The organism is Salmonella sp. 32031103-2018-00083-FB-01-SM-01 (genome assembly GCF_017571995.1).
Lineage (GTDB): Bacteria > Pseudomonadota > Gammaproteobacteria > Enterobacterales > Enterobacteriaceae > Salmonella > Salmonella enterica.
In genome coordinates, this window is the sequence record NZ_JAGEQL010000002.1 from 506808 (window position 1) to 529432 (window position 22625).

The following is a 22625-nucleotide window of genomic DNA, read 5'->3' on the forward strand; positions in this document are numbered from 1 at the left end:
GAGATAGCCAGTCGAAAAGCGATGGGGTTAAAAAAGCAAAACGTCGGCGCTGGGCCGACGTTTCGTTGCTAGCAAAAACGAGAATGCCTGATTACTCAGCAACCACGTTGATGATAACTTTTGCGAATACTTCGCTGTGAACCTGGAAGTTCACTTCGTGTTCGCCAGTGGTACGCAGAACGCCGTTCGGCAGACGAACTTCGCTCTTAGCCACGTCAACGCCAGCTGCAGTCACAGCGTCAGCGATGTCGCGAGTACCGATGGAACCGAACAGTTTACCTTCGTCGCCTGCTTTAGACGCGATAGTAACGGTTTCCAGGGCGTTGATTTTCTCTGCGCGTGCATTTGCAGCAGCCAGAACGTCAGCCAGTTTAGCTTCCAGTTCAGCGCGACGTGCTTCGAAGTATTCAACGTTTTTCTTGGTAGCCGGAACAGCTTTACCCTGTGGTACCAGGAAGTTACGAGCATAGCCCGCTTTAACGTTAACCTGATCACCCAGGCTACCCAGGTTTGCTACTTTATCAAGCAGAATAACTTGCATTACCTTATCCTCTCAAAGTCGTATTAATGGACCGTGACCGATTACTGATGGCGATCAGTGTACGGCAGCAGAGACAGGTAGCGAGCGCGTTTGATAGCGCGAGCCAGCTGACGCTGGTATTTTGCACGGGTACCGGTGATACGGCTTGGGACAATCTTACCGCTTTCGGTGATGTAGTTTTTCAGCGTAGCGATATCTTTATAGTCGATCTCTTGAACGCCTTCCGCGGTGAAACGGCAGAACTTGCGACGACGGAAATAACGTGCCATATGGCTAGTCTCCAGAATCTATCAATTCAATCTGCTCGGCATGCAGAACCATTTTGCTCAGACCGTTCTTTGCCTTGTGGCAAGAGATAAACCCCTGAACGGTTATGCGGCTGCCGACCGTTATACTGTGAGTAATGGCCTGGTTTTCGTGTCCGCTAACAATAACGGGCATTTGGCACCACGCCTGCCGGTGAAAGCCGGCTTCCTCTTGCACAGAACGATGCTCAAGCACGAACTGGCAATGCGGAATTCCTGATGGACTGACCTTTCGAAGGGGGGCCCTGCACACGGTGCCGGACAACGCCAGACGGTTGGTCATCAGAAATTACTCTTCAGAATCCCCAGCTTCAGCATCATCTGCGGTTTCGTTAGCGAAATCATCGCGACGCTCACGGCGCTCGTCTTTCGCTTTAACCATCGGAGAAGCTTCGGTAACAGCGTGCTTAGTACGCATAACCATGCTGCGGATAACGGCATCGTTGAAGCGGAAGGTAGTTTCCAGCTCATCGATCACTTCCTGCGGCGCTTCAACGTTCATCAGAACATAGTGCGCTTTGTGCAGTTTGTTGATCGGGTAAGCCAGCTGACGGCGGCCCCAGTCTTCCAGACGGTGGATCTTGCCTTCTGCGCCAGTGATGGCAGCAGAGTAACGCTCGATCATACCCGGAACCTGTTCGCTCTGGTCAGGATGGACCATAAAAACGATTTCGTAATGACGCATCGAATTGCTCCTTACGGATTATTCAGCCTCCTGTCTGGGTCAGCCGCGGCCCATGGAGGCAAGGAACGTGTTAAAGGTCGGCTGAAAAATGACGCGTTATAATACTGACACGCCCGGCGAAACTCAAGGCAATAGTTCGATTATTTATGTGCCTGCCGATCAGTTCTGAAATGTAAAAGATTAAGGATGAGATACCGACCTGTTAACCACCATAACAGCTAGCGAGTTGACGATTTATCAGGCATCAGCGGGAAATGCGGTAATTTTTTGAACAACTGCATCAGAAATGGTCGCTATCGCTCCTGCTGGTAGCGATTAAAATAACATCAGAGGTTCACAAAAAAGGAGGCAGGGCCAGGTCAGCAACCGCCGCCGAGGAGGTCACTATGTTCTTCCGTATTTTCCCCCTTCTGGCTGGATTTTTGCTCAGCGTAAATACAATGGCAGCCATTGAAATTGATAATCGTCAGGCCAGAAATATGGACGATATACAGAGCTTAGGCGTGATTTACATAAACCATAATTTCGCGACTGAAAGCGAGGCCCGCCAGGCGCTGAAAGAAGAAACTGATGCGCGAGGCGCAACGTACTACCACCCGATTTTGTTACGGGAGCCCGGTAGTAACGGCAACATGCATGCCAGCGCGGAGATTTATCGCTAGTATCAGGAAAATACCATAGTTTTGCCCCCTGGTCAGGGGGCATTTTTTTCGCTTATCGGGTTGTTAATGGCACTTCGGCATCCGGCTCATGCGTTATGCGGTTTCGCAGATCGCGGCGCATTAACTCAATCACCCAAAACCAAAATACATGTCCCAGAATTTCAGAAGCGTACTCGTCAAAAGGAAGTTGTGTAAGCGGAGGCGTTAAGTTCAGCGCCGGGCAGAATATGCCATGCACGACAACCGTAACAATCAGCCCCGCCAGTATCCCCTGCCATAATTTAACTTTCGGGAAAATTTCCGCGACGACGCAGTAACCTATTGCGAACACCAGCGAAAAGATAATGTGAGTTACCATCACAGGGTTAATAACATGCTCAGAAAAGGTATAAACCGTTTGTGTTGGGTCAATGCCTAAATAATCCCGCAAAAAAATATACGGTGGATTAAACTCATCGCGCCCGCCGGAAAACGTTCGCGGCGGTAAAGGAACTTCCGCGCCCCATTTTACAAATGCTGAAATAATACCCGCTGCAAAACCAATTAACGCAGCTACTCCATACCGACGCCGCTGTGGGTCAGTTTTAACAAACAATCCGTTGATAGACACAGTAGTATGATTCTATAGAGTGTTATGAAAGAAGCTCCGGAATCTGACCAATTACATCCCTGAGGGATAGGATCCCGGAGCGTTGTTTTACTTCTGCCCGTAATACGCATTCGGGCCATGCTTACGCATGAAGTGCTTGTTCATCAGATAATCGTCGATGGGGTTGAGGCCAGGGTTAATACCGCGCGCAATCCACGCCATTCGCGCCACTTCCTCCATGACGACCGCGTTATGTACCGCATCGTGCGCATCTTTCCCCCAGGCGAACGGCCCGTGTTGATACACGACAATGCCTGGCGTATGCAGCGGTTCCACCTCGCCCAGCGTTTCGATAATCACCTTACCGGTGTTCAGCTCGTACTCGCCCTGCACTTCTTCTTCGCTTAACGCTCTGGTACAAGGAATATCGCCAAAGAAATAGTCCGCGTGCGTGGTGCCGAGCGCTGGAATAGCCATCCCCGCCTGCGCCCATGCCGTGGCGTGGGTGGAGTGGGTATGAACGACGCCGCCAAGCGACGGATAGCGTTGATACAGCGCCAGATGGGTAGCGGTATCGGAAGAAGGACGATAACCTCCCCCCACCACTTTGCCATCCATATCCACCACCACCATGTCATCTGCCTGCATGGTTTCATAGGCGACACCGCTTGGCTTAATTACCACCAGCCCGCGTTCGCGATCGATAGCGCTGACGTTGCCCCAGGTAAACGTCACCAGTCCATAACGGGGCAAATCCATGTTAGCGTCAAATACCTGCTGCTTGAGTTTTTGCATTAGGCTGCCTCCACCAGACCGGCGCTGGCCATGCGCGCTTTCACCCAGTCACGCGCTTTCGCTACCTCTGCCGCCGGGTTCTCTGCTGTTTCGCTCCACATCTCAATCAGATAGGGCCCGCAATAGCCACTCTGTTTGAGCGTTTCGAAGCAGCGTTCGAAATCGACAACGCCTTCGCCAAACGGCACATTTTTGAACACGCCGGGTTTAGTATCTTTGACGTGTACCGCGACGATATGCCCGATTCCCGCCTGTAGCTCCATCTGTACGTCGTTATCCCAGGCAGACAGATTGCCGATATCCGGATAGAGCTGGAACCACGGGTTATTGAGGTAGTGAGCATAGCCCAGCGCTTTACTGATGGAATTCATCAGCGGGTAGTCCATGATCTCCATCGCCAGCGTCACCTGGGCGCGGCTGGCCATATCAACGCTCTCTTTTAACCCATCGCGGAAGCGGCAACGCGTTTCGTCGTTGGCCTGCTGATAGTAAACGTCGTACCCCGCCAGTTGAATGACGCGAATCCCGACGTCCTGCGCAAACTGAATCGCTTTACGCATAATCTCCAGCCCCTGCGCCCGTACCGCGTCATCTTCGCTACCGAGTGGAAAACGACGATGCGCGCTCAGACACATGGACGGCACGCGCACGCCGGTTTCAGCAACCGCGCTCACCAGCGCCAGGCGCTGCTCGCGACTCCAGTCGAGCCGCGCCAGTCGGGCGTCGGTCTCGTCCACCGACATTTCAACGAAGTCAAAACCCAGCGTTTTCGCTAGCCGCAGGCGCTCCAGCCAGCACTCCCCGGCAGGGAGCGCTTTTTCATAGATGCCGAGCGGAATTTGTTTCGACAGCATAGCCGCTCCTTAGCCCCACAGTTGGGCAATGGAGCGTTTGAACTGCCGTGCGGCTTCTACCGGCGATTCGGCATCGCGAATGCTGCGCCCCGCGATAAAGACATGGATCGGAATGCCTTTGAACAGCGGCAGGTCTTCCAGCGCCAGCCCGCCGGTCACGGTCACTTTAAAGCCCATATCGGACAGCCGCTTAATCGCAGTAATATCCGCTTCACCCCACGCCACGCCTGCGGCCTGCGCGTCGCGGCTGCGGTGGTAAACCACTTGCTGAATGCCCGCATCGCGCCACTGCTGCGCCTGTTCCCAGGTCCAGTAACCGGTCAGCTCGATTTGCACGTCGCCGTTGAACTCTTTTGCCACATCCAGCGCGCCTTTCGCGGTGTTGATGTCGGCACAGCAAATCACCGTTACCCAGTCCGCGTTGGCTTCGAAACACATACGGGAGAGGATTTTACCGGCATCGGCAATTTTGGCGTCCGCCAGCACAATTTTGTGCGGATAGAGCGCTTTCAGGTCGCGAACGGCGCGCACGCCTTCGCCCACGCACAGAATGGTGCCCACTTCAATGATATCGACTTCTTCGGCAATCAGGCGGGTGGTTTCATAGGCGCTATCCATAGTCTGGTTGTCCAGCGCGACCTGCAACATTGGTAATGACATTTTCAATTCCTTCTTAAGCTGCCGCGTTGGTGCGGTCAATGAGATCCAGGACTTCCTGCGCGGTACGGCAGGCGCGTAAACGGTCGAAATTGGCTTCGTCTTCAAACAGATTAACGATCTGCATGATGCCCACTTCCTGGTGAGTGTTGGCATCGACCGCCGCCATGGTGATCAGAATATCCACCGGGTCGTTATCTTCGTGGTTGAACTCCAGCGGCTTTTTCAGCGTCACCAGAGAAAAACCGGTTTTCTTGACCCCTTCTTCCGGGCGGCCATGCGGCATCGCCAGGCCGGGGGCAATCACAAAATAGGGGCCAAACTGCTCAACGCCATCGAGAATGGCCTGGTAATAGCGCGACTCCACCACGTCGGCAGCCACCAGTAAATCGACGCCGATCTTGACGGCTTCCTGCCAGGTATTCGCTTCAGCCTGCAGGCGGATAGAATTATTCTCCGCCAGTGAATCACGTAATTTCATGTTGCATCCTTACTTCACGTCTTGCGGGAAATGTTCTTTGATCACTTCCAGCAGTTTCGGGCCGAAGTCAGCTGGAGAGAGCATGTTGCGCACGCCAACCACATATTTGTTGCCGGTCACGCTGATTTCGCCTGCAATATGGGTAGAAGCGATGATGATATCCGCGCCGCTCAACTCGCTTTTGTACTCGCCAACCGCGCAGCTGTTTACCGTGTGGTCAATGTTTGATTGGGTTAAAAACTGGTCCACTTTCATTTTCATGATCATGGAACTGCCTTGTCCGTTGCCACACACAGCCAGAATACGTACGGTCATAATCAAAACTCCTTATTAAGCAGACTGTTCTGCCAGTTGTTTTTCTGCATCTTCTTCTGCGCGCAGTGCGCGGCCAGCGAAGAACATATAAGCCAGTGCAATTACAATGATGACGGCCATAAAGGCGATACCGAGGGAGAAGAAGCCCTGCATCATCGGCGGTGCCAGAATCGACCAGTCCGCCATACCCATCCAGGCACTCATACCGGTGAGTTTCACCGCCCAGACGCAACCAAAGATTTCAATCATCCCCATCACCAGACAAATTTTCAGCGCCGCACGCCAGCCGCCGAAGTGGTTAGCGAACACGCCGATAGTGGCGTTAGAGAAGAACATCGGGATAAAGCCAGGAATAATCAGGATCGAGGAGCCGCAGGCAACCAGGATGCCAACCGCAATCAGCTGACCAATGGTGCCCCACATAAAGCCCCAGACCACCGCGTTCGGCGCGAAGCTATAAATAGCCGCACAGTCAATCGCCAGTACTGCGCCCGGAATCAGACGCTGGGAGATACCGTTAAAGGCCTCAGAGAGTTCTGCCACAAACATGCGCACGCCCTGAGTGATGATGAAGATCGCCACCGCAAAGGAGAAACCGGTTTGCAGGATGTAGACCGTCCAGTGCACTTTGCCCGCCATCGCCTGCACGGTGTCGATACCGAAGGAGAGCAGAATGGCACCAAAGAAGATGGTCATTACAATCGCCGTGGAGACGATGTTGTCGTGGAAAATGTTCAGCCAGCCCGGCAGTTTGAGGTCTTCAACGCTTTCCTCTTTTTTGCCCAGGAACGGCGCGACTTTATAGGCAATCCAGGAAGCAAACTGCTGCTGGTGACCGATGGAGAAACCACAGCCATCGGTCACTTCCTGAGTCGGCTTATACATCATGTTGGAGGTAATACCCCAGTACAGGGAAACCAGTATCGCCGTGCAGATAATGGTGGTCCACATGGAATAGCCGAAGATATAGAAAGAGACCGCAATCAGCCCCGCCTGCTGGAACATGATGTGCCCGGTCAACATGATGGTGCGAATACCGGTAATGCGTCGCAACAAGACGTAACAAATATTCAGCGCCAGCGCGAGCAACACCGCGTAGCCTACCCAACTATACGCATCACCCATCCGTTCGATCGTTGCCATCATCGAAGCATAGGTATCGGAAATCGCGCCGTTGATGCCGTAAACCTCAGACATTTTCGCCACCACCGGTTTAAAGGTGCTGGTCAGAATGCCGGACCCGGCCTGTAGCAGCATGAAGCCAATGATGGTTTTGATCGTCCCTTTGATGATCACGCTGACGCTTTTACGCAGCAGGATATAGCCCAGGCAGGTCACAATACCCAGTAATAGCGGGGCATTGGTCATTACCTGATTAAAGAAAATGGTAAAGATGTTGTAGAGGATCTCCATAACGATCTCCGGTAGACAAGGTTGCTGAGTCGCAGGCGCTCAGAATAATGTCCCTCCACTGTAATTTTCAAAAGTAATCACAACAAGATTGAATTTGATTAAATGTGACGTAGCGCGCAAATAATTAGCACACTTAATACATGGTTTACTTATAAATAACTCATTTCTTCATTAAAATAAGTAAAATCATAAAGATGAATACATCCCCATGACGCCAGAAAAGATTAAATTTTCTTCTGTCGGCGTTCTCCTCTACCCAAAAGTCAAAAAATAGCCCATTGCCTTCTTGAGAAAATAGTGTCAGGATTAATCAAAACAAATCACGTTTTGAACCATTTTGAACAAACATGAAGGTAAATGCGATGAGTAAAGTACAAAGCATCACGCGTGAATCATGGATTCTGAGCACGTTTCCGGAGTGGGGAAGCTGGCTGAACGAAGAGATTGAGCAAGAGCAGGTCGCGCCGGGTACGTTCGCTATGTGGTGGCTGGGCTGTACCGGTATCTGGCTAAAATCTGAAGGCGGCACTAACGTATGCGTCGATTTCTGGTGCGGTACCGGTAAACAGAGCCACGGTAATCCGTTGATGAAAACCGGCCATCAGATGCAGCGTATGGCTGGCGTCAAAAAATTACAGCCTAACCTGCGCACTACGCCGTTTGTTCTCGATCCTTTCGCTATCCGTCAAATTGACGCCGTACTGGCGACCCACGACCATAACGATCACATTGACGTCAATGTCGCGGCTGCCGTAATGCAGAATTGCGCCGATGATGTTCCGTTTATCGGCCCGCAGACCTGCGTGGATTTATGGGTTGGCTGGGGCGTGCCGAAAGAACGCTGCATCGTGGTAAAACCGGGCGATGTCGTGAAAGTGAAAGATATTGAAATTCATGCGCTTGATGCCTTTGACCGTACCGCATTAATCACCCTGCCCGCCGATCAGAAAGCCGCTGGCGTACTGCCGGACGGCATGGATGTACGCGCGGTTAACTATCTGTTTAAAACGCCGGGCGGCAATCTCTATCACAGCGGCGATTCTCACTATTCCAACTACTACGCGAAACACGGCAACGAACATCAAATTGATGTCGCGCTCGGTTCTTACGGTGAAAACCCGCGCGGTATTACGGACAAAATGACCAGCGCGGATATTTTACGCATGGCGGAATCGCTGAATACCAAAGTGGTGATCCCGTTCCATCACGATATCTGGTCGAACTTCCAGGCCGATCCGCAAGAGATCCGCGTGCTATGGGAAATGAAGAAAGATCGCCTGAAGTATGGTTTTAAACCGTTTATCTGGCAGGTTGGCGGCAAGTTTACCTGGCCGCTGGATAAAGACAATTTCGAATACCACTATCCGCGTGGGTTTGACGATTGCTTTACCATTGAACCCGATCTACCGTTCAAATCCTTCCTGTGAGTCGATATCATGCCGGGATTACCCGGCATTTTTTCCATTTACTTTAGTATTTCCAGGCTATTTCAAATATCATCTTTTCAAATCAATTTGTATCGGAATAGCTCATGACTGAAGCACAAAGACATCAAATACTGCTGGATATGCTGGCACAGTTGGGCTTTGTTACCGTCGAAAACGTGATTGAGCGTCTGGGGATCTCCCCGGCGACAGCGCGCCGCGACATCAACAAGCTCGACGAAAGCGGGAAACTTAAAAAAGTGCGCAACGGCGCAGAGGCCATTACCCAACAGCGGCCCCGCTGGACGCCGATGAATCTGCACCAGGCGCAAAACCACGATGAAAAAGTACGCATCGCGAAAGCGGCGTCGCAGCTGGTGAACCCGGGTGAAAGCGTAGTGATTAACTGCGGCTCCACCGCTTTCCTGCTGGGGCGTGAAATGTGCGGGAAGCCGGTACAGATCATTACCAACTATCTGCCGCTGGCGAATTATCTGATCGATCAAGAGCATGACAGCGTGATTATCATGGGGGGTCAGTACAACAAAAGCCAGTCGATTACCCTGAGCCCGCAGGGAAGTGAAAACAGTCTCTATGCTGGCCACTGGATGTTTACCAGCGGAAAGGGCTTAACCGCGGATGGCCTGTACAAGACCGATATGCTAACCGCCATGGCGGAACAAAAAATGCTCAGCGTCGTCGGGAAACTGGTCGCGCTGGTCGATAGCAGTAAAATTGGCGAGCGCGCGGGAATGCTGTTCAGCCGCGCCGATCAGATCGCTATGCTTATTACCGGCAAAAATGCCAATCCGCAGGTTTTGCAACAGCTTGAAGCCCAGGGTGTAAGCATACTCCGCGTTTAAAGATGCTGTCGGAAAAACGCTACCGTCGCCGACAACGCTTCTGGCGTAATGCGATGCCGCACGCCTGCGGCCCATAAACAGGTCACATGCTTATCCAGCTTCGCCGCGGCGAGTGCCTGCTGGAGCCGGAAGGTTTCGATAGCAGGCACCACGTCATCCTCCTGACCATGCCACAACAGAAGCGGCCTGTCGGCCAGTCGCTCTAACTGGTGTGTGACTTCCCATTCACGTAGCGGCGCGATGATATTGTCGAATTCCGCCTGCTGCGCCGGGTTCTGCGGGGATAACGGCGGGAAAAGCGTCCGGGCGAGCCCGGTAAAATAGCCCGACCCCATTAAACTGGCCCCGCATTTTACCTCCCGGTGACGCGTCATAATGCCCAGCGCCGTCATACCGCCCATGGATGCGCCGCCCACCGCTAACCGCCCGTCAAGTAGCCAATTTTCCGCCTGAATCGCCGCACGTAACGTCGTAAATTCCTGCATGTTTTGGTGCAGAATCTGCCAGAATCGGCGTATCCGTCCCTGTGAGTCGCCGCCGAAGCGAGCGCCATGCTCCGGCGCATCCGGCATGACTACCCGGAATCCTGCCTGTGCCAGGGCAACGGCAAAATAACTATAAACCAGGCTGGAGGAGGTGAAGCCATGATAGAACACCACACAGGGAAGCGGCACGGCGCGTTTCCCTTCCGGGAAGGCATGTAGTACGACGCCTCCGGCTAATTGTCGTGTTTCAATCGCTATCATTATTCTCTCCTTTTTATCCGGTATGCCACGGAGAAATACTTAACGCAAGTTTATGGATAGCGCAATAATTCATAATGTTTGAGAACTGGGTTACGCTTTCGCAACGTTTTCATTCGAAAATCGCGTGACAGGTAACACTTCGGGAACATTCCCCCTAAAGGGAAATCAATAAGGCATTACACTATGATTATCAGGAAACGAGATAGAGTTATGCGTCGGTTTGCTTCATTGATAGCAGCGCTGTTATTAAGCGCGTGTAGCGTGCTGCAGGGTACGCCGCAACCTGCGCCGCCTGTCGCCGATCACCCGCAGGAAATCCGTCGCGATCAAACGCAAGGACTACAGCGGATGGGGACCGTAAGCGCGCTGGTTCGGGGCTCCCCGGATGATGCAATAGATGAAATCAGAGCGAAAGCCGTCGCTGCGAAAGCCGATTATTACGTTATCTTAATGGTTGATGAAACGGTTGTAACCGGCCAGTGGTATTCACAAGCCATTTTGTATCGTCAATAACAGTAGATTGATTTTTAGTCAGTTTTACATTGCTTTGCGTCCCTATGCGTTTACCTGTGCACAATAAACAAACAGGTTTACCGTGATGGAGCGTCCTGTTAAATGCGGGGTATGTAATAAGGAGCTGACGATGAAACAAGAACTTGCCTTATCCTCACTGCTGCTTTCTGCCGGACTGGTGAGTACGACGGCACAGTCTGCCGAATTCGCCAGTGCTGACTGCGTAACGGGTCTGAATGAAATCGGCCTGATCTCGGTCAGTAATGTTGCAGGAAACCCACAGGATGTGGAGCGGATTATCGCCCTGAAAGCCGATGAACAGGGTGCGTCCTGGTACAGAATTATTCAAATGTATGAAGAACAACAGTCGGATAACTGGCGCGTACAGGCGATACTCTATGCCTGATGCCGCGTGGCTCGCGCCGGATGGCATGTACCACAGGCCAAACGTTACCGCAGTCCCCCGGTCGCCCTTAACAGTAAATCATTTTGCACCTGGGCAGGCAGCGGCATTTCGCCGCGTGTATCCAGCATCATCTGACACCACGCTTGCGCCAGCGGCGGCGAGGCATGACGCAGCATTTCCGCTCCGCATCCCAGCAGGAAAAGCTGCTGCGTAATCTCTCTGCCCATTGCTTCGTCCGGTTTGCGTAAACGTTGCTGTAGCTGACGTACCGCGCGGTCGTAATGGCGATCCTGACCTTTGACTTCCGCAAAAGCTTCACTCAATACGTCATAGACGCCGTGTTGTTTTGTCAGCACCCGAAGTACATCCAGACACATGATATTGCCGGAACCTTCCCAGATACTGTTCACCGGCATTTCACGGTACAGGCGAGGGAGTTCGCTCTCTTCGCAATACCCCATCCCGCCGAGAACCTCCATCGCCTCAGCCACAAAAGGGATTCCCTGCTTACAGATGGCGAATTTCGCCGCTGGCGTGAATAATCGCGCCCATAATGCCTCTTTCGCCTCGCGACGTTGCTCCCAGGCGCGCGCCAGCCGAAACAAAAGCGCCGTCTGCCCCTCCAGGCATAGCGCCATACGACTTAAGGTTTGTCGCATCAACGGTTGTTCGATCAGCGGCTTACCAAAAGCCTGACGCTGATGAGCATGGTAAATCGCGACTGAAAACGCACGCCGCATTAAGCCATGACTCCCGAGCGCGCAGTCAAGACGCGTCATACCGCCCATCTTTAAGATATGCCGAATCCCGTCGCCCTCTTCTCCCAGACGCCAGCCGACGGCATCCTGAAACTCGACTTCGGCGCTGGCATTAGATCGATTACCGAGTTTATCTTTCAGGCGTTCAAGACGAACAGAGTTCCGTTGCCCGTCTGGCAGGAAACGCGGCACAAAGAAACAGGATAATCCTCCTTTTGCCTGCGCCAGCACGAGGTGCGCATCACTTTGCGGCACAGAGAAAAACCATTTATGTCCCACCAGCCGATATGAATCATCCGCCAGCCGCTCCGCGTGGGTCGTATTACTGAGTACGTCCGATCCGCCCTGCTTTTCCGTCATTCCCATGCCGATGAGCAGGCCCCGTTTTTGCCCGCCCGGCAGCAAATGCGAATCGTAGCGATCGCTGCGCAGCGCCGCCAGCCAGTCATGGAAAGTGGCGGGAAGCATCTGCAATAGCAACGGCGTCGCGGCAAAGGTCATCGTGACAGGACAGAGTGTTCCCGCTTCTACCTGAGCATGTAATACAAAACGCGCCGCCCGGGCGACAAAACTTCCCGCCCTTGCCTCCTCCTCCCAGGCCAGGTTATGTACCCGATTAGCGCAAAGCCCCTGCATCAACAGGTGCCAGGCGGGATGAAAGCGAACGTCATCCAGACGTTGCCCCTGGGGATCGTAACGCAGCAACTCAGGAGGATACGCATTCGCCAAACGACCCAGTTCCAGTGATTCCGCCGTTCCCAGTTGTTGGCCAATGCTGGCGAGAAGATCGCTATCCCATCCCGCGCCTTCCCGGGAAACCGCTTCACACAGCGCGCCATCAGACAGGAATAAGTTACTGTTATTGAGCGGAGCAGGTTGATTAAAGACGGTATGTGTTTGCCAGGACATGGTGTCTCCCTCCTTCAATGGCGCTGAAGTCAAGTATGGTCATGACTGCGCCATTGACGCCGGAGCAAGATCACAAAAGTATGATTAACCGGCAATATAATGTGGGACGAAACGGGAAGTGTCTTTGGTAATTAGCGTATTGTCCTCGCGAATCCCCATCCCGGCGGCTTCATCGTCAATGATCCAACTGCCAATCAGCGTATAGCTATCGCCAAAGCGCGGCAAAGGCTGAAACGCCTGGTAAATCATCGGCTCGTCAGCGTAGTCGCCGTCGGCATGATCGATAACATTTTGCCGCTCGTCGAAAATCGTGACGTTGCCGCCTTCACGTGAATAAATCGGCTTCCGCACGCTGCTTTCACCTGGCGCTGCGAGCGATTTTTCGCCCTCAAACCAGGCCGGTAGCAGATTCGGATGGCCAGGGAAAAAGCGCCACAATAACGGCAACAGCCCTTTGTTACTCAGAATACTTTTCCACAATGGCTCAATCCATTGCTCACGCCGTTTTCGCAACAGCGGGCCGTTGTCATCGCGCATCATCCACTCCAGCGGGTAGAGCTTAAAGGCGCGGCGAATCACATTATCGTCCAGATCGGTCAGCACGCCGCCTACACCAAGCCCCAGTTCTTCAATATAGATAAATCGCGTTTCCTGGCCCGCCTGCTGCGCGCAATCCTGAAGGTACAGCACCGTCGTGCGATCTTCGTCGGTATCTTCACAACAGCAAAAGTAGAGCGGTTCCCGACTGTACAGCTCGCTGAAGCGGGCGATCAGCCGCTCCTGTATCGCGTTGTATTGATCGGCATCACGCGGAATGGCGCCGCTACGACGAGCATCCTCCAGCCATAGCCATTGAAAGTAGGAGGATTCATAGAGCGATGTCGGCGTATCCGCGTTGTATTCCAGCAATTTAACCGGATCTTTGCCGCACCAGACGAAATCCATCCGTCCGTAAAGCGAAGGATCGCGGCTGCGCCAACTTTCGGCGATGACATCCCAGTACAATGGCGGGATCGCCAACTGCTGCATGATCTGCTCATCCCGGACGGCCCGCTCGACAACCTCCAGACACATCTGATGAAGCTCTGCGGTCGGTTTTTCGATCTGTTCTTCAATTTGCCGTAATGTAAAACGGTAGGCCCGGCTTTCATCCCAGTAAATTTCGTTATCGATAACATGAAAGTCAAAACCGTGATCGCAGGCGATCTTATCCAGATCCCGGCGTACCGGTACGTTATGTCGTAGCATGGTTAGCCTCCCCAGTGCCCGCGGGCGCTGGAAGAACGGCCATAGCCGCCGCGGGAGACGGTGGACGCTTTCCGTGTCGTATAACCAGGGCTGGTCGCGGTATCGCTTTTCCCTGTACCGCTGCGCCACGCATAATCGCCGGACGTGGTGCGCCAGACGGGACGGGAGGCGTAGGATGAACCGCCGCTGCTATAGATGTATTGTTCGTCACGGTTTTGACGAATCGCGCGGCTGAGCAAAAAGCCGCTTAATACCGGAACCCAACTCCGATCGGTGCTATCAAAGTAGCAATCGCCAAACTGCGACTGACAGCTCTCCTGCGTCAATTGCTTAGGCACATTCGCGTAAAATTCTGTTTTCGCATTATTCCAGCCGTCAGCGCAAACGCTGGCGCTATTGCCATCGTCAATACAGTCGTTCACCGTGGCGTAAAACGTCCCATCGCCGTCGTTGTCACTATTGCCGCCATCACCGCACCCCTTCAGGAGAAAAAAGGCCGCTCCGCCCATAATCGCCAGCGTCAGGCATTTTGGCGTGTAGCGATTTCGTTGCCGCTCAAAGGGATTAACCGGTTCGGCTATCCGTCTTATTGCCGAATGGCCTACGCCGGATGTTCTTCTGGATTTTCGTTTTTTTGCCATGATCTTCCGTTACCATGTCATACAGGCAGCGTTAAAAATACCGCCAGCCAGCGCTGCGGTTCCCATAAATAGCCCCGCCGCCACGTTGTGATGAATAATTTTTTCGCTCAGCGTAGGCATGTATAACCTTACGCAGCCATAAATCAGCAGTTGAATCACCAGCGCAATGCCGCCCCAGGCAAAATAGTCCGGGATGCTGACCGAGTTTATCGCCGCGCTGGATAAGGGGATGACATAGCCCAGCAACGTACCGCTAAAGGCCAGCGATGCCGCAGTATTGTTATTTTTTATCAACTGCCATTCATTATGCGGCGTTATCTTTGAGTAAATAAAAAGAAATGCGATGACCATTGCCGCGCCAATAAAAAAATAGGCGCAGAAAGCCAGTAATGCGTCCAGTATATGCATAATTGTCCTGTATGTGCTTAACCAATAACCGTCAGTGAGGTGAGCGGGATATCCACGCCGAGCGCGCGCGAAAACACCCATTCAGGCTCACCGCGTTCGTTAAATGATTCTTCCCCGTTCAATAGAAGATACTCCCAGGCGTCATCCGTCACCTGGCGCTGGAAGCCCATCGTAAAATTGTGAACGTCCCATTTCTCTGCCTGCTGATTTTCAACCTTTTCCAGCATGTAGACAGGTTCAATATTGCCCGGCTCTTCATGGTTAAAAAAGCGCTGCCAGCGCCGTTCTTGCCAGTTGAGCGTCATCGGCCCTATTGCCGCTGGCGCAATGGCTGAACGCCAGTGACGTTCCTCGTTAATACCGAAACTTTCCTCATATACAAAGAGTTTGATGTCATCAATGTCGTCAACATCCGTGCCGCCAGTGGTGTTAATTTGCAGAAACTCATCGCCAGAAGTGTAGTAGCGAAAAATCTGACTGCCGCCGCCTAAATCTATGCGACTCGCTGCCGCGACAGTGTATTTTTCACCCGGTAGCTCTACCAGCAACGACGACTTCAGTAGCCGGAATGCCAGCGTATCCAGCGTGAAACCGGCGTTAAGATGTAATCCTAATGGTCCGCGAATCGGCGCTGGCGCGCTTGTTTTACCGAGCAAACGCTGAAAAAATTGCATCATAGGGGAACCTCTATCTCTTGCCATGCGACCTCTTCAGCCAGAATGCGATTGTCGTTAGGCATAATGCCATTTGAGATCGCGCATTCATGTGCCGTCTCGTATGAAAGCGACGAGCTCAGCACGGTAGCGCGCTTTCGCGCTACCGATAACAAAGCAGATACTGCCCGATAAACAGGCCAGGTCAGTCTGGACAAATGACGCTGGCAGGTTTTGACCATCCACGTAAAGAGCATTATTCGCCTTGTTGACGCTGTAAACGCGCCAACACATCCTGAGCATTGCTTTTATTGGTTGCGCCAATGCCGGCCTGCGCCAGTTTTTCATCCAGGTCGCGTCCATCGGCGACTTTTTCCAGCTGCGCGGCGGCATCCAGCCGGGCCTGGCGTTCAGCCTGACGCGTTTGTAAACGTTTAAGCGACTCCGCCGCCGTAGACACATTCGACGCGGCTCCGACGGTCGAAGTCGTCACCGCCTGCTGCGCGCGCTGCATGGCTTCTGTCGCCTTAACCACTTCAAGTTGCTGCTCAAACTGCGCAATCCGCTGGCCTGTCGCCGTTACGGCCTTCTCCACCGCATCGCGAGAGGCTTCCAGATTAGTCAGCACCTGTTCTTCGGCAAGAATGGCATTTTCCAGACGGGCTATCTCTTCCGCCACTTCGTTGAGTAAAGCGGCGTCGACATTCTTACTCATTGCCGCCAACGCCCGCGTTTCAAGGCTGGCTTTACGCTCACGTAAATCATTCAGCTTGTCATGGCTTAGGTTCACCCGCGCCAATAAATCCACTCTGGATTTACCCGCTTTATCCAGCTCGGCTTTTGCGTCGCGAATATGCTGCTCCAGCATACGTACACCCTGTGCTTCATCAATGGCTTCTTCTGCCTGAGCAACGAATGATTTACCTAACGTGAACAAACTTTTTAAAATTCCCATGTAAGCCGCCTGTATTATTCCTGTGAATAGACTTGTGTTATTTCAGCGATATCCAACGCATTTTCTACAAGCGTGGTGATTTCCAGCGTCACGTCGGCAAGCGACGAATTTAACGACAGCGCGCCAAAAGCGACATAATATTCCTCCTGTTTTACCTGGGTAATACCGACCGAAGACAGCGGTAAAACCTTCTGATTTCTCAATAAGAAAAGATTAAATTCCGCTGTATCTCTAATCGTATTTACCGGACAGATATAAGTCTCGATAACTATTTGTTGCGAGGTAAATAAAACCGCCAGTGGTAAATCGCCATAATCATTCATTTTTATTATTAATGAAGATTCATTATTTTCTATATCAATATTTAATTCAGCGATGTTGTTTAATGCATCCGCCAGCGTCCGTGGAGCCCATGCCATATTATTATCTCTATCTCTTTTTTATAAAAAAAGGAAATTACAGGGTAGGTTTTGTTTTATATATTACCAGCCAAAGATAAAAAAAAACCATCCGATTATGGATGGTTTTTTCTTAAAAAATACTATTAGCGTCAGGTGCGCTGGCGAACGGCTTCAAACAGACAAATCCCGGTCGCAACAGAGACATTCAGCGACGACACGCTACCGGCCATAGGAATGCTGATCAGCTCATCGCAGTGCTCACGGGTCAGACGACGCATACCTTCACCTTCTGCGCCCATGACCAGCGCCATGCGGCCAGGCATTTTGCTCTGATACAGCGTATGGTCAGCCTCGCCCGCCGTTCCGACAATCCAGATATTCTCTTCCTGCAACATGCGCATCGTGCGCGCCAGGTTGGTGACGCGGATCAATGGCACGCTTTCTGCTGCGCCGCAGGCGACTTTCTTCGCCGTCGCGTTAAGTTGCGCGGAGCGGTCTTTCGGCACGATTACCGCATGTACGCCAGCGGCATCGGCGCTGCGCAGACAGGCGCCAAGATTATGCGGATCGGTGACGCCATCGAGGATCAACAAAAAGGGGCGATCGTGTAATGCGATCAGATCCGGCAGATCGTTTTCCTGATACTGCCGGCCTAGTTTCACGCGAGCGATAATGCCCTGATGCACGGCACCGTCGCTTTTCTCGTCGAGATATTGGCGGTTTGCCAGCTGGATAACCACGCCCTGGGACTCAAGGGCGTGAATCAGCGGCAACAGACGTTTATCTTCACGGCCTTTTAAAATAAAGACTTCCTGAAAACGTTCAGGGGCGCGCTCCAGCAGGGCCTGCACTGCGTGGATGCCGTAAATCATTTCGCTCATTAATGTACTCATTGTTTACGTTTTGCCGGGGGCGCTACGCTTGCCCGGCCTACAGATAATTCACTCTCTTCTGTTTGAAGAGGGTATTGCTCACTCTGCCGCTTTTTTCTTCGCCGCACGCTTCGCTTTGGTCGCTGCGGCTATTTTCTGCGTTTTAGCCGATGGCTTTTTTGCTTTTCTCGCGTCTTTTTTCGCTGCTTTCGGCTTCGCTTTTTTCTCGCCGCGGAAGGCGCTATCAGGCTCGAAGTTAACTTTTTTACCTACCTGACGACGTTTACCGGCGTTTTTACTTTCACCTTTTTTCGCTTTTTCACGCGCCGTTTTGCCGACGTTACGCGGTGCGCGCTCGCTGGAGATCAGGCTAAAGTCAATTTTCCGTTCGTCCATATTCACCGCTTCGACGCGTACCTCGACCCGGTCGCCCAGGCGATATGTCTGCCCGCCGGACTCGCCAATCAGGCGTTGCCCTACCTGATCGAAACGATAGTAATCGTTATCCAGTGAGGAAACGTGTACCAGCCCATCGATAAACAGTTCATCAAGACGGACAAAGAAGCCGAAACCGGTGACACTGGCAATCACGCCCTTAAAGACGTTGCCTACCTGATCCAGCATAAAGTCACATTTCAGCCAGTCGGAGACATCACGCGTCGCTTCATCAGCGCGGCGTTCCGCCATCGAACAGTGTTGGCCGAGCTGCAACATCTCTTCCATCGAGTAGTGATAACCGCCCGTTTCTGTGGTGTTGCCCTTGTTCCCTTGCTCTTTCGCCAACAGGTACTTAATGGCGCGGTGCAAAGAAAGATCCGGATAGCGGCGAATCGGCGAGGTAAAGTGCGCATAAGACTGCAACGCCAGGCCAAAGTGCCCGCGGTTTTCCGGATCGTAAATCGCCTGCTTCATTGAACGCAGCAGCATAGTTTGCAGCATTTCGGCGTCCGGCCGGTCGGCAATCGATTCAAGCAGTTCGGCATAATCGCGCGGTTCCGGTTTATTTCCGCCCGGCAGCTCCAACCCCAGCTCCGCCAGTACGGAGCGGAATGAGGTGATCGCTTCGGTGGTGGGCTTATCATGAATACGGAATAGCGCCGGCTCTTTAGCTTTTTCGACAAAGCGCGCCGCCGAGATATTCGCCATGATCATGCACTCTTCGATAAGCTTATGCGCGTCATTACGCTGGGTCTGTTCGATACGCTCAATGCGACGTTCGGCGTTAAAGATAAACTTCGCCTCTTCGCTCTCAAACGAGATCCCCCCGCGCTCTTCACGCGCTTTATCCAGCACTTTGTAGAGGTTGTGCAGCTCTTCAATATGCTTCACCAGCGGCGCATATTGTTCACGCAGATCCTGATCGCCCTGCAGCATATGCCAGACTTTGGTATAGGTCAGACGCGCATGGGAGCTCATCACCGCTTCATAGAATTTGTAGCCGGTCAGCCGACCTTTCGCCGAGATGGTCATTTCACAGACCATACACAGCCTGTCAACCTGCGGGTTTAGCGAACACAGGCCGTTGGAGAGCACCTCCGGCAACATTGGGACAACCTGTGACGGGAAGTAAACCGACGTGCCGCGATTGCGCGCCTCGCGATCCAACGGCGTTGGCGGCCGTACATAATAGCTCACGTCAGCAATAGCGACCCACAAACGCCAGCCGCCGCCGCGTTTTTTCTCACAGTAAACCGCGTCGTCAAAGTCACGGGCATCTTCGCCATCAATCGTGACCAGCGGCAAATCGCGCAGATCGACACGACCGACTTTCGCCTCTTCCGGCACCTCTTCTTTCAGCCCGGCGACCTGCTGCTCTACCGCCTGCGGCCAGATGTAAGGTATTTCATGGGTACGCAGCGCCATATCAACCGCCATACCGGTGCCCATATTGTCGCCCAGCACTTCGACGATTTTCCCTACCGCTTTAGTACGGCGAGTTGGACGTTGGGTCAGTTCAACCACGACCACGAACCCCATCCGCGCGCCCATGACGTCTTCTGGCGGGATAAGAATGTCGAAGCTGAGACGGCTGTCGTCCGGCACTACAAAGCCGACGCCCGCATCGGTGAAATAACGCCCGACTATCTGACTGGTTTTCGGTACCAGTACACGGACGATACGCGCTTCGCGGCGACCTTTACGATCGGCGCCCAGCGGCTGCGCCAGCACCTGATCGCCATGAATACAGGTTTTCATTTGCTCGCTGGAAAGATACAGATCGTCTTTGCGGCCTTCGACACGTAAGAAACCGTAACCATCACGATGACCGATCACGGTGCCTTTCAGCAGGTCGAGGCGTTCCGGCAGCGCATAGCACTGGCGGCGGGTAAAGACCAGTTGTCCGTCGCGCTCCATCGCGCGCAGGCGGCGACGCAAGGCTTCAAGCTGCTCTTCGCCTTCAATATTCAGTTCTACGGCCAGTTCTTCGCGACTGGCCGGTTTTTCACGTTTCGTTAAATGTTCGAGGATAAATTCCCGGCTCGGGATAGGATTCGCGTATTTTTCTGCTTCGCGTTCCTGGAAAGGATCTTGTGACATTGAGGTTCCTCCATTGTCATCTCTAATGAAGTTTACTTCACTCCACCAGTAATAATTTATAAAGCGGTTGATTCTCTTCAACCAAATCGGCAAGCGTGTAGTTATCCAGCTCCTTGAGAAAACTCTGCACGGCCTTAGAAAGCGCCTGTTTCAGACGACAGGCAGGGGTGATGTGGCAAAATTCGCTGCTACAGTTGACCAGTGATAAGGGTTCCAGCTCACGCACCACATCGCCAATACAAATAGTATTAGCCGGTTTACCCAGGCGGATACCGCCATTTTTTCCCCGAACGGCGGTGACAAAGCCCGCCCGGCTAAGCTGATTGATAATTTTGACCATATGATTACGGGACACGCCGTAGACTTCTGTCACCTCAGAAATGCTGGTCATTCGTCCATCTGGTAACGACGCCATATAGATTAGCGCACGTAAGCCGTAATCGGTGAAACTCGTTAACTGCACATCAACCTCAGGAAAAGGGAAAACGGGATATAACTTATCTGTATTGATGATAAACCAGCCACCTGTCAGGCTGCTAATTTATTTCGGTTCAGGAAGGAAAAAAGCGGGGAACAATGACGCATTTGAACCGAAGGGTGATGCAAAGCATCTTATCCGGCTATCAAATGCGTACTCATCATAGACCCGGTAAGCGTAGCGTTACCGGGCATCATCCATCAATTACGCGTCGAACGGATCGCGCAGAATCATCGTCTCAGTACGATCGGGGCCGGTAGAAATAATATCAATCGGCACGCCGGTCAGTTCTTCGATACGCTTGATGTAGTTCAGTGCCGCCTGCGGCAGACCGCTACGATCTTTCACGCCGAAGGTGGATTCAGACCAGCCCGGCATGGTTTCGTAAATCGGCTCTACACCTTTCCAGTCGTCAGCTGCCAGCGGAGTGGTAGTCACTTCGCGACCATCCGGCATACGATAAGCCACGCAGAGTTTCACCTCTTTCAGGCCATCCAGCACGTCCAGTTTGGTCAGGCAGAAGCCAGACAGGGAGTTCAGCTGTACCGCACGACGAACGGCAACGGTGTCCAGCCAGCCGGTACGACGACGACGGCCGGTAGTGGCGCCATATTCGTTACCCTGCTTGCAGAGGAACTCGCCGGTTTCATCAAACAGTTCGGTCGGGAACGGACCTGCACCTACACGAGTGGAGTAAGCTTTGAGGATACCCAGAACGTAATCAACATAACGCGGGCCCAGGCCGGAACCGGTCGCCACGCCACCTGCAGTGGTGTTAGAAGAAGTTACGTACGGATAAGTACCGTGGTCGATATCCAGCAGGGTACCCTGCGCACCTTCAAACATGACGAAATCGCCACGCTGACGCGCCTGGTCGAGCAGGTCTGAAACGTCAACAACCATAGAAGTCAGGATGTCGGCAACAGCCATCGTATCATCCAGAACTTTCTGGTAATCAACCGCTTCAGCTTTGTAGTAGTTAACCAACTGGAAGTTGTGATATTCCATCACTTCTTTCAGTTTTTCAGCGAAGGTTTCTTTGTCGAAAAGGTCACCAACACGCAGACCGCGACGTGCCACTTTATCTTCATAAGCAGGCCCGATTCCACGACCGGTGGTGCCGATCGCTTTCGCGCCACGCGCTTTCTCACGCGCGTTATCCAGCGCAACGTGATAATCAAGGATCAGCGGACAGGCTTCAGACAGCAGCAGACGCTCACGAACGGGGATGCCACGGTCTTCCAGTTCTTTCATCTCTTTCATCAGCGCGCTCGGAGACAGCACAACACCGTTACCGATGATGCTGGTTACATTCTCGCGAAGAATACCTGATGGAATAAGATGGAGAACGGTTTTTTCACCGTTGATTACGAGAGTATGGCCTGCGTTGTGACCGCCCTGGTAGCGTACAACATATTTAGCCCGTTCAGTCAGAAGATCGACGATCTTTCCTTTACCTTCGTCACCCCATTGGGTGCCCAGTACGACGACGTTGTTACCCATTTTTCAAAATCA

General features: G+C 52.7%; 28 protein-coding genes and 1 pseudogene. 5 read left to right on the plus strand and 24 right to left on the minus strand.

Translation table 11 applies throughout. From position 1 onward, the window contains the following. Nucleotides 1–91: 91 nt before the first annotated feature. From rplI to rpsF, 4 genes are read right to left on the minus strand one after another with little or no spacing between them, the layout of a single operon-like run. A complete protein-coding gene (gene rplI, locus J4614_RS08755) occupies nucleotides 92–541 on the minus strand; it encodes a 50S ribosomal protein L9 (protein ID WP_001196065.1) in 450 nt (149 codons plus the stop codon). Nucleotides 542–582: 41 nt separating this feature from the next. Then, the gene (rpsR, locus tag J4614_RS08760) at nucleotides 583–810 is read right to left on the minus strand and encodes a 30S ribosomal protein S18 (protein ID WP_000135199.1); all 228 of its coding nucleotides are present in this window, start codon (nucleotides 808–810) and stop codon (nucleotides 583–585) included. Nucleotides 811–814: 4 nt separating this feature from the next. Continuing rightward, complete coding sequence (gene priB, locus J4614_RS08765) at nucleotides 815–1129, minus strand: primosomal replication protein N (RefSeq protein WP_001519453.1); 315 nt, start codon at nucleotides 1127–1129, stop codon at nucleotides 815–817. Nucleotides 1130–1135: 6 nt separating this feature from the next. Further along, on the minus strand, nucleotides 1136–1531 hold the full coding sequence (gene rpsF, locus J4614_RS08770) for a 30S ribosomal protein S6 (protein WP_001216673.1): 396 nt from the start codon (nucleotides 1529–1531) through the stop codon (nucleotides 1136–1138). Between the two features lie 386 nt (nucleotides 1532–1917). Between rpsF and yjfY the strand changes: the two genes are divergently transcribed. Next, nucleotides 1918–2193: a DUF1471 family protein YjfY gene (gene yjfY / locus J4614_RS08775; RefSeq protein WP_000466076.1), complete on the plus strand. Its 276-nt coding sequence runs from the start codon at nucleotides 1918–1920 to the stop codon at nucleotides 2191–2193. A 52-nt stretch (nucleotides 2194–2245) separates the two neighbouring features. Here yjfY and J4614_RS08780 read toward each other — a convergent pair whose 3' ends face one another. The 7 genes from J4614_RS08780 to ulaA all read right to left on the minus strand — a co-directional run bounded on the left by J4614_RS08780 (nucleotide 2246) and on the right by ulaA (nucleotide 7297). After that, nucleotides 2246–2803: a DUF1440 domain-containing protein gene (locus J4614_RS08780; protein ID WP_000026294.1), complete on the minus strand. Its 558-nt coding sequence runs from the start codon at nucleotides 2801–2803 to the stop codon at nucleotides 2246–2248. Between the two features lie 87 nt (nucleotides 2804–2890). Beyond that, nucleotides 2891–3577, minus strand: a complete 687-nt coding sequence (locus J4614_RS08785; protein ID WP_001170774.1) for an L-ribulose-5-phosphate 4-epimerase — start codon at nucleotides 3575–3577, stop codon at nucleotides 2891–2893. Continuing rightward, on the minus strand, nucleotides 3577–4431 hold the full coding sequence (gene ulaE / locus J4614_RS08790) for an L-ribulose-5-phosphate 3-epimerase UlaE (protein WP_000949530.1): 855 nt from the start codon (nucleotides 4429–4431) through the stop codon (nucleotides 3577–3579). The genes J4614_RS08785 and ulaE overlap by 1 nt, the downstream gene beginning before the upstream one ends. 9 nt (nucleotides 4432–4440) lie before the next feature. Continuing rightward, nucleotides 4441–5091: a 3-keto-L-gulonate-6-phosphate decarboxylase UlaD gene (gene ulaD, locus J4614_RS08795; RefSeq protein WP_000056761.1), complete on the minus strand. Its 651-nt coding sequence runs from the start codon at nucleotides 5089–5091 to the stop codon at nucleotides 4441–4443. Nucleotides 5092–5104: 13 nt separating this feature from the next. Further along, nucleotides 5105–5569 carry a PTS ascorbate transporter subunit IIA gene (ulaC, locus tag J4614_RS08800; RefSeq protein ID WP_000776537.1) on the minus strand — a complete coding sequence of 155 codons (465 nt, stop codon included), beginning with the start codon at nucleotides 5567–5569 and terminating at the stop codon, nucleotides 5105–5107. A gap of 9 nt (nucleotides 5570–5578) precedes the next feature. Then, a complete protein-coding gene (gene ulaB / locus J4614_RS08805) occupies nucleotides 5579–5884 on the minus strand; it encodes a PTS ascorbate transporter subunit IIB (protein ID WP_000218358.1) in 306 nt (101 codons plus the stop codon). A 15-nt stretch (nucleotides 5885–5899) separates the two neighbouring features. Next, a complete protein-coding gene (gene ulaA, locus J4614_RS08810) occupies nucleotides 5900–7297 on the minus strand; it encodes a PTS ascorbate transporter subunit IIC (RefSeq protein WP_000404876.1) in 1398 nt (465 codons plus the stop codon). Between the two features lie 362 nt (nucleotides 7298–7659). Here ulaA and ulaG point away from each other — a divergent pair, with 362 nt between their 5' ends. Both ulaG and ulaR read left to right on the plus strand, forming a co-directional pair. After that, nucleotides 7660–8724, plus strand: a complete 1065-nt coding sequence (gene ulaG, locus J4614_RS08815; protein WP_000049161.1) for an L-ascorbate 6-phosphate lactonase — start codon at nucleotides 7660–7662, stop codon at nucleotides 8722–8724. A 104-nt stretch (nucleotides 8725–8828) separates the two neighbouring features. Next, nucleotides 8829–9584 carry an HTH-type transcriptional regulator UlaR gene (gene ulaR, locus J4614_RS08820; RefSeq protein ID WP_000133618.1) on the plus strand — a complete coding sequence of 252 codons (756 nt, stop codon included), beginning with the start codon at nucleotides 8829–8831 and terminating at the stop codon, nucleotides 9582–9584. Here the strand turns inward: ulaR and yjfP are convergent. Further along, complete coding sequence (yjfP, locus tag J4614_RS08825; RefSeq protein WP_000560309.1) at nucleotides 9581–10330, minus strand: esterase; 750 nt, start codon at nucleotides 10328–10330, stop codon at nucleotides 9581–9583. The genes ulaR and yjfP overlap by 4 nt on opposite strands. Before the next feature lie 183 nt (nucleotides 10331–10513). On the opposite strand from yjfP, the gene bsmA reads away from it, so the two are divergent. Then, complete coding sequence (bsmA, locus tag J4614_RS08830; protein ID WP_000586836.1) at nucleotides 10514–10843, plus strand: biofilm peroxide resistance protein BsmA; 330 nt, start codon at nucleotides 10514–10516, stop codon at nucleotides 10841–10843. A 130-nt stretch (nucleotides 10844–10973) separates the two neighbouring features. Continuing rightward, nucleotides 10974–11249 (plus strand): DUF1471 family protease activator YjfN, encoded by a 276-nt coding sequence (yjfN, locus tag J4614_RS08835; RefSeq protein WP_001518964.1) that lies wholly within the window; start codon nucleotides 10974–10976, stop codon nucleotides 11247–11249. 44 nt (nucleotides 11250–11293) lie between these two features. Here yjfN and J4614_RS08840 read toward each other — a convergent pair whose 3' ends face one another. The 12 genes and pseudogenes from J4614_RS08840 to purA form a co-directional block, all read right to left on the minus strand. Next, complete coding sequence (locus J4614_RS08840) at nucleotides 11294–12916, minus strand: isovaleryl-CoA dehydrogenase (protein WP_023136353.1); 1623 nt, start codon at nucleotides 12914–12916, stop codon at nucleotides 11294–11296. A gap of 84 nt (nucleotides 12917–13000) precedes the next feature. Beyond that, nucleotides 13001–14164: a glutathionylspermidine synthase family protein gene (locus J4614_RS08845; protein ID WP_000943947.1), complete on the minus strand. Its 1164-nt coding sequence runs from the start codon at nucleotides 14162–14164 to the stop codon at nucleotides 13001–13003. A 2-nt stretch (nucleotides 14165–14166) separates the two neighbouring features. After that, entirely contained in the window at nucleotides 14167–14805 is a 639-nt protein-coding gene (locus J4614_RS08850) for a DUF1190 domain-containing protein (RefSeq protein WP_208293138.1), read from the minus strand. Between the two features lie 9 nt (nucleotides 14806–14814). Further along, nucleotides 14815–15213, minus strand: a complete 399-nt coding sequence (locus tag J4614_RS08855; RefSeq protein ID WP_000547736.1) for a DUF350 domain-containing protein — start codon at nucleotides 15211–15213, stop codon at nucleotides 14815–14817. Between the two features lie 17 nt (nucleotides 15214–15230). After that, nucleotides 15231–15914, minus strand: coding sequence for a YjfK family protein (locus tag J4614_RS08860; RefSeq protein ID WP_000090295.1), 684 nt, complete (start codon nucleotides 15912–15914; stop codon nucleotides 15231–15233). A 121-nt stretch (nucleotides 15915–16035) separates the two neighbouring features. After that, a pseudogene (locus J4614_RS22075) lies at nucleotides 16036–16123 on the minus strand (hypothetical protein); the annotation flags it as partial. Beyond that, nucleotides 16123–16821: a PspA/IM30 family protein gene (locus J4614_RS08865; RefSeq protein WP_183046158.1), complete on the minus strand. Its 699-nt coding sequence runs from the start codon at nucleotides 16819–16821 to the stop codon at nucleotides 16123–16125. The gene J4614_RS08865 and the pseudogene J4614_RS22075, both read right to left, overlap by 1 nt. A 14-nt stretch (nucleotides 16822–16835) precedes the next feature. Next, nucleotides 16836–17240, minus strand: a complete 405-nt coding sequence (locus tag J4614_RS08870) for a DUF2170 family protein (RefSeq protein WP_023212826.1) — start codon at nucleotides 17238–17240, stop codon at nucleotides 16836–16838. Nucleotides 17241–17371: 131 nt separating this feature from the next. After that, a complete protein-coding gene (gene rlmB, locus J4614_RS08875; RefSeq protein ID WP_111769598.1) occupies nucleotides 17372–18103 on the minus strand; it encodes a 23S rRNA (guanosine(2251)-2'-O)-methyltransferase RlmB in 732 nt (243 codons plus the stop codon). A 90-nt stretch (nucleotides 18104–18193) separates the two neighbouring features. Next, nucleotides 18194–20632, minus strand: a complete 2439-nt coding sequence (gene rnr / locus J4614_RS08880; protein ID WP_000076357.1) for a ribonuclease R — start codon at nucleotides 20630–20632, stop codon at nucleotides 18194–18196. A 37-nt stretch (nucleotides 20633–20669) separates the two neighbouring features. Beyond that, the gene (nsrR, locus tag J4614_RS08885) at nucleotides 20670–21095 is read right to left on the minus strand and encodes a nitric oxide-sensing transcriptional repressor NsrR (RefSeq protein WP_001177632.1); all 426 of its coding nucleotides are present in this window, start codon (nucleotides 21093–21095) and stop codon (nucleotides 20670–20672) included. A 219-nt stretch (nucleotides 21096–21314) separates the two neighbouring features. After that, nucleotides 21315–22613, minus strand: coding sequence for an adenylosuccinate synthase (purA, locus tag J4614_RS08890; RefSeq protein WP_000527972.1), 1299 nt, complete (start codon nucleotides 22611–22613; stop codon nucleotides 21315–21317). Between the last annotated feature and the right edge of the window lie 12 nt (nucleotides 22614–22625).

Bases quoted from the DNA above. Each gene is read 5' to 3' on its own strand.
- rplI (WP_001196065.1), bottom strand. From the start codon at position 541: ATGCAAGTTATTCTGCTTGATAAAGTAGCAAACCTGGGTAGCCTGGGT.
- rpsR (WP_000135199.1), bottom strand. From the start codon at position 810: ATGGCACGTTATTTCCGTCGTCGCAAGTTCTGCCGTTTCACCGCGGAA.
- priB (WP_001519453.1), bottom strand. From the start codon at position 1,129: ATGACCAACCGTCTGGCGTTGTCCGGCACCGTGTGCAGGGCCCCCCTT.
- rpsF (WP_001216673.1), bottom strand. From the start codon at position 1,531: ATGCGTCATTACGAAATCGTTTTTATGGTCCATCCTGACCAGAGCGAA.
- yjfY (WP_000466076.1), top strand. From the start codon at position 1,918: ATGTTCTTCCGTATTTTCCCCCTTCTGGCTGGATTTTTGCTCAGCGTA.
- J4614_RS08785 (WP_001170774.1), bottom strand. From the start codon at position 3,577: ATGCAAAAACTCAAGCAGCAGGTATTTGACGCTAACATGGATTTGCCC.
- ulaE (WP_000949530.1), bottom strand. From the start codon at position 4,431: ATGCTGTCGAAACAAATTCCGCTCGGCATCTATGAAAAAGCGCTCCCT.
- ulaD (WP_000056761.1), bottom strand. From the start codon at position 5,091: ATGTCATTACCAATGTTGCAGGTCGCGCTGGACAACCAGACTATGGAT.
- ulaC (WP_000776537.1), bottom strand. From the start codon at position 5,569: ATGAAATTACGTGATTCACTGGCGGAGAATAATTCTATCCGCCTGCAG.
- ulaB (WP_000218358.1), bottom strand. From the start codon at position 5,884: ATGACCGTACGTATTCTGGCTGTGTGTGGCAACGGACAAGGCAGTTCC.
- ulaA (WP_000404876.1), bottom strand. From the start codon at position 7,297: ATGGAGATCCTCTACAACATCTTTACCATTTTCTTTAATCAGGTAATG.
- ulaG (WP_000049161.1), top strand. From the start codon at position 7,660: ATGAGTAAAGTACAAAGCATCACGCGTGAATCATGGATTCTGAGCACG.
- ulaR (WP_000133618.1), top strand. From the start codon at position 8,829: ATGACTGAAGCACAAAGACATCAAATACTGCTGGATATGCTGGCACAG.
- yjfP (WP_000560309.1), bottom strand. From the start codon at position 10,330: ATGATAGCGATTGAAACACGACAATTAGCCGGAGGCGTCGTACTACAT.
- bsmA (WP_000586836.1), top strand. From the start codon at position 10,514: ATGATTATCAGGAAACGAGATAGAGTTATGCGTCGGTTTGCTTCATTG.
- yjfN (WP_001518964.1), top strand. From the start codon at position 10,974: ATGAAACAAGAACTTGCCTTATCCTCACTGCTGCTTTCTGCCGGACTG.
- J4614_RS08840 (WP_023136353.1), bottom strand. From the start codon at position 12,916: ATGTCCTGGCAAACACATACCGTCTTTAATCAACCTGCTCCGCTCAAT.
- J4614_RS08845 (WP_000943947.1), bottom strand. From the start codon at position 14,164: ATGCTACGACATAACGTACCGGTACGCCGGGATCTGGATAAGATCGCC.
- J4614_RS08850 (WP_208293138.1), bottom strand. From the start codon at position 14,805: ATGGCAAAAAAACGAAAATCCAGAAGAACATCCGGCGTAGGCCATTCG.
- J4614_RS08855 (WP_000547736.1), bottom strand. From the start codon at position 15,213: ATGCATATACTGGACGCATTACTGGCTTTCTGCGCCTATTTTTTTATT.
- J4614_RS08860 (WP_000090295.1), bottom strand. From the start codon at position 15,914: ATGGCAAGAGATAGAGGTTCCCCTATGATGCAATTTTTTCAGCGTTTG.
- J4614_RS08865 (WP_183046158.1), bottom strand. From the start codon at position 16,821: ATGGGAATTTTAAAAAGTTTGTTCACGTTAGGTAAATCATTCGTTGCT.
- J4614_RS08870 (WP_023212826.1), bottom strand. From the start codon at position 17,240: ATGGCATGGGCTCCACGGACGCTGGCGGATGCATTAAACAACATCGCT.
- rlmB (WP_111769598.1), bottom strand. From the start codon at position 18,103: ATGAGCGAAATGATTTACGGCATCCACGCAGTGCAGGCCCTGCTGGAG.
- rnr (WP_000076357.1), bottom strand. From the start codon at position 20,632: ATGTCACAAGATCCTTTCCAGGAACGCGAAGCAGAAAAATACGCGAAT.
- purA (WP_000527972.1), bottom strand. From the start codon at position 22,613: ATGGGTAACAACGTCGTCGTACTGGGCACCCAATGGGGTGACGAAGGT.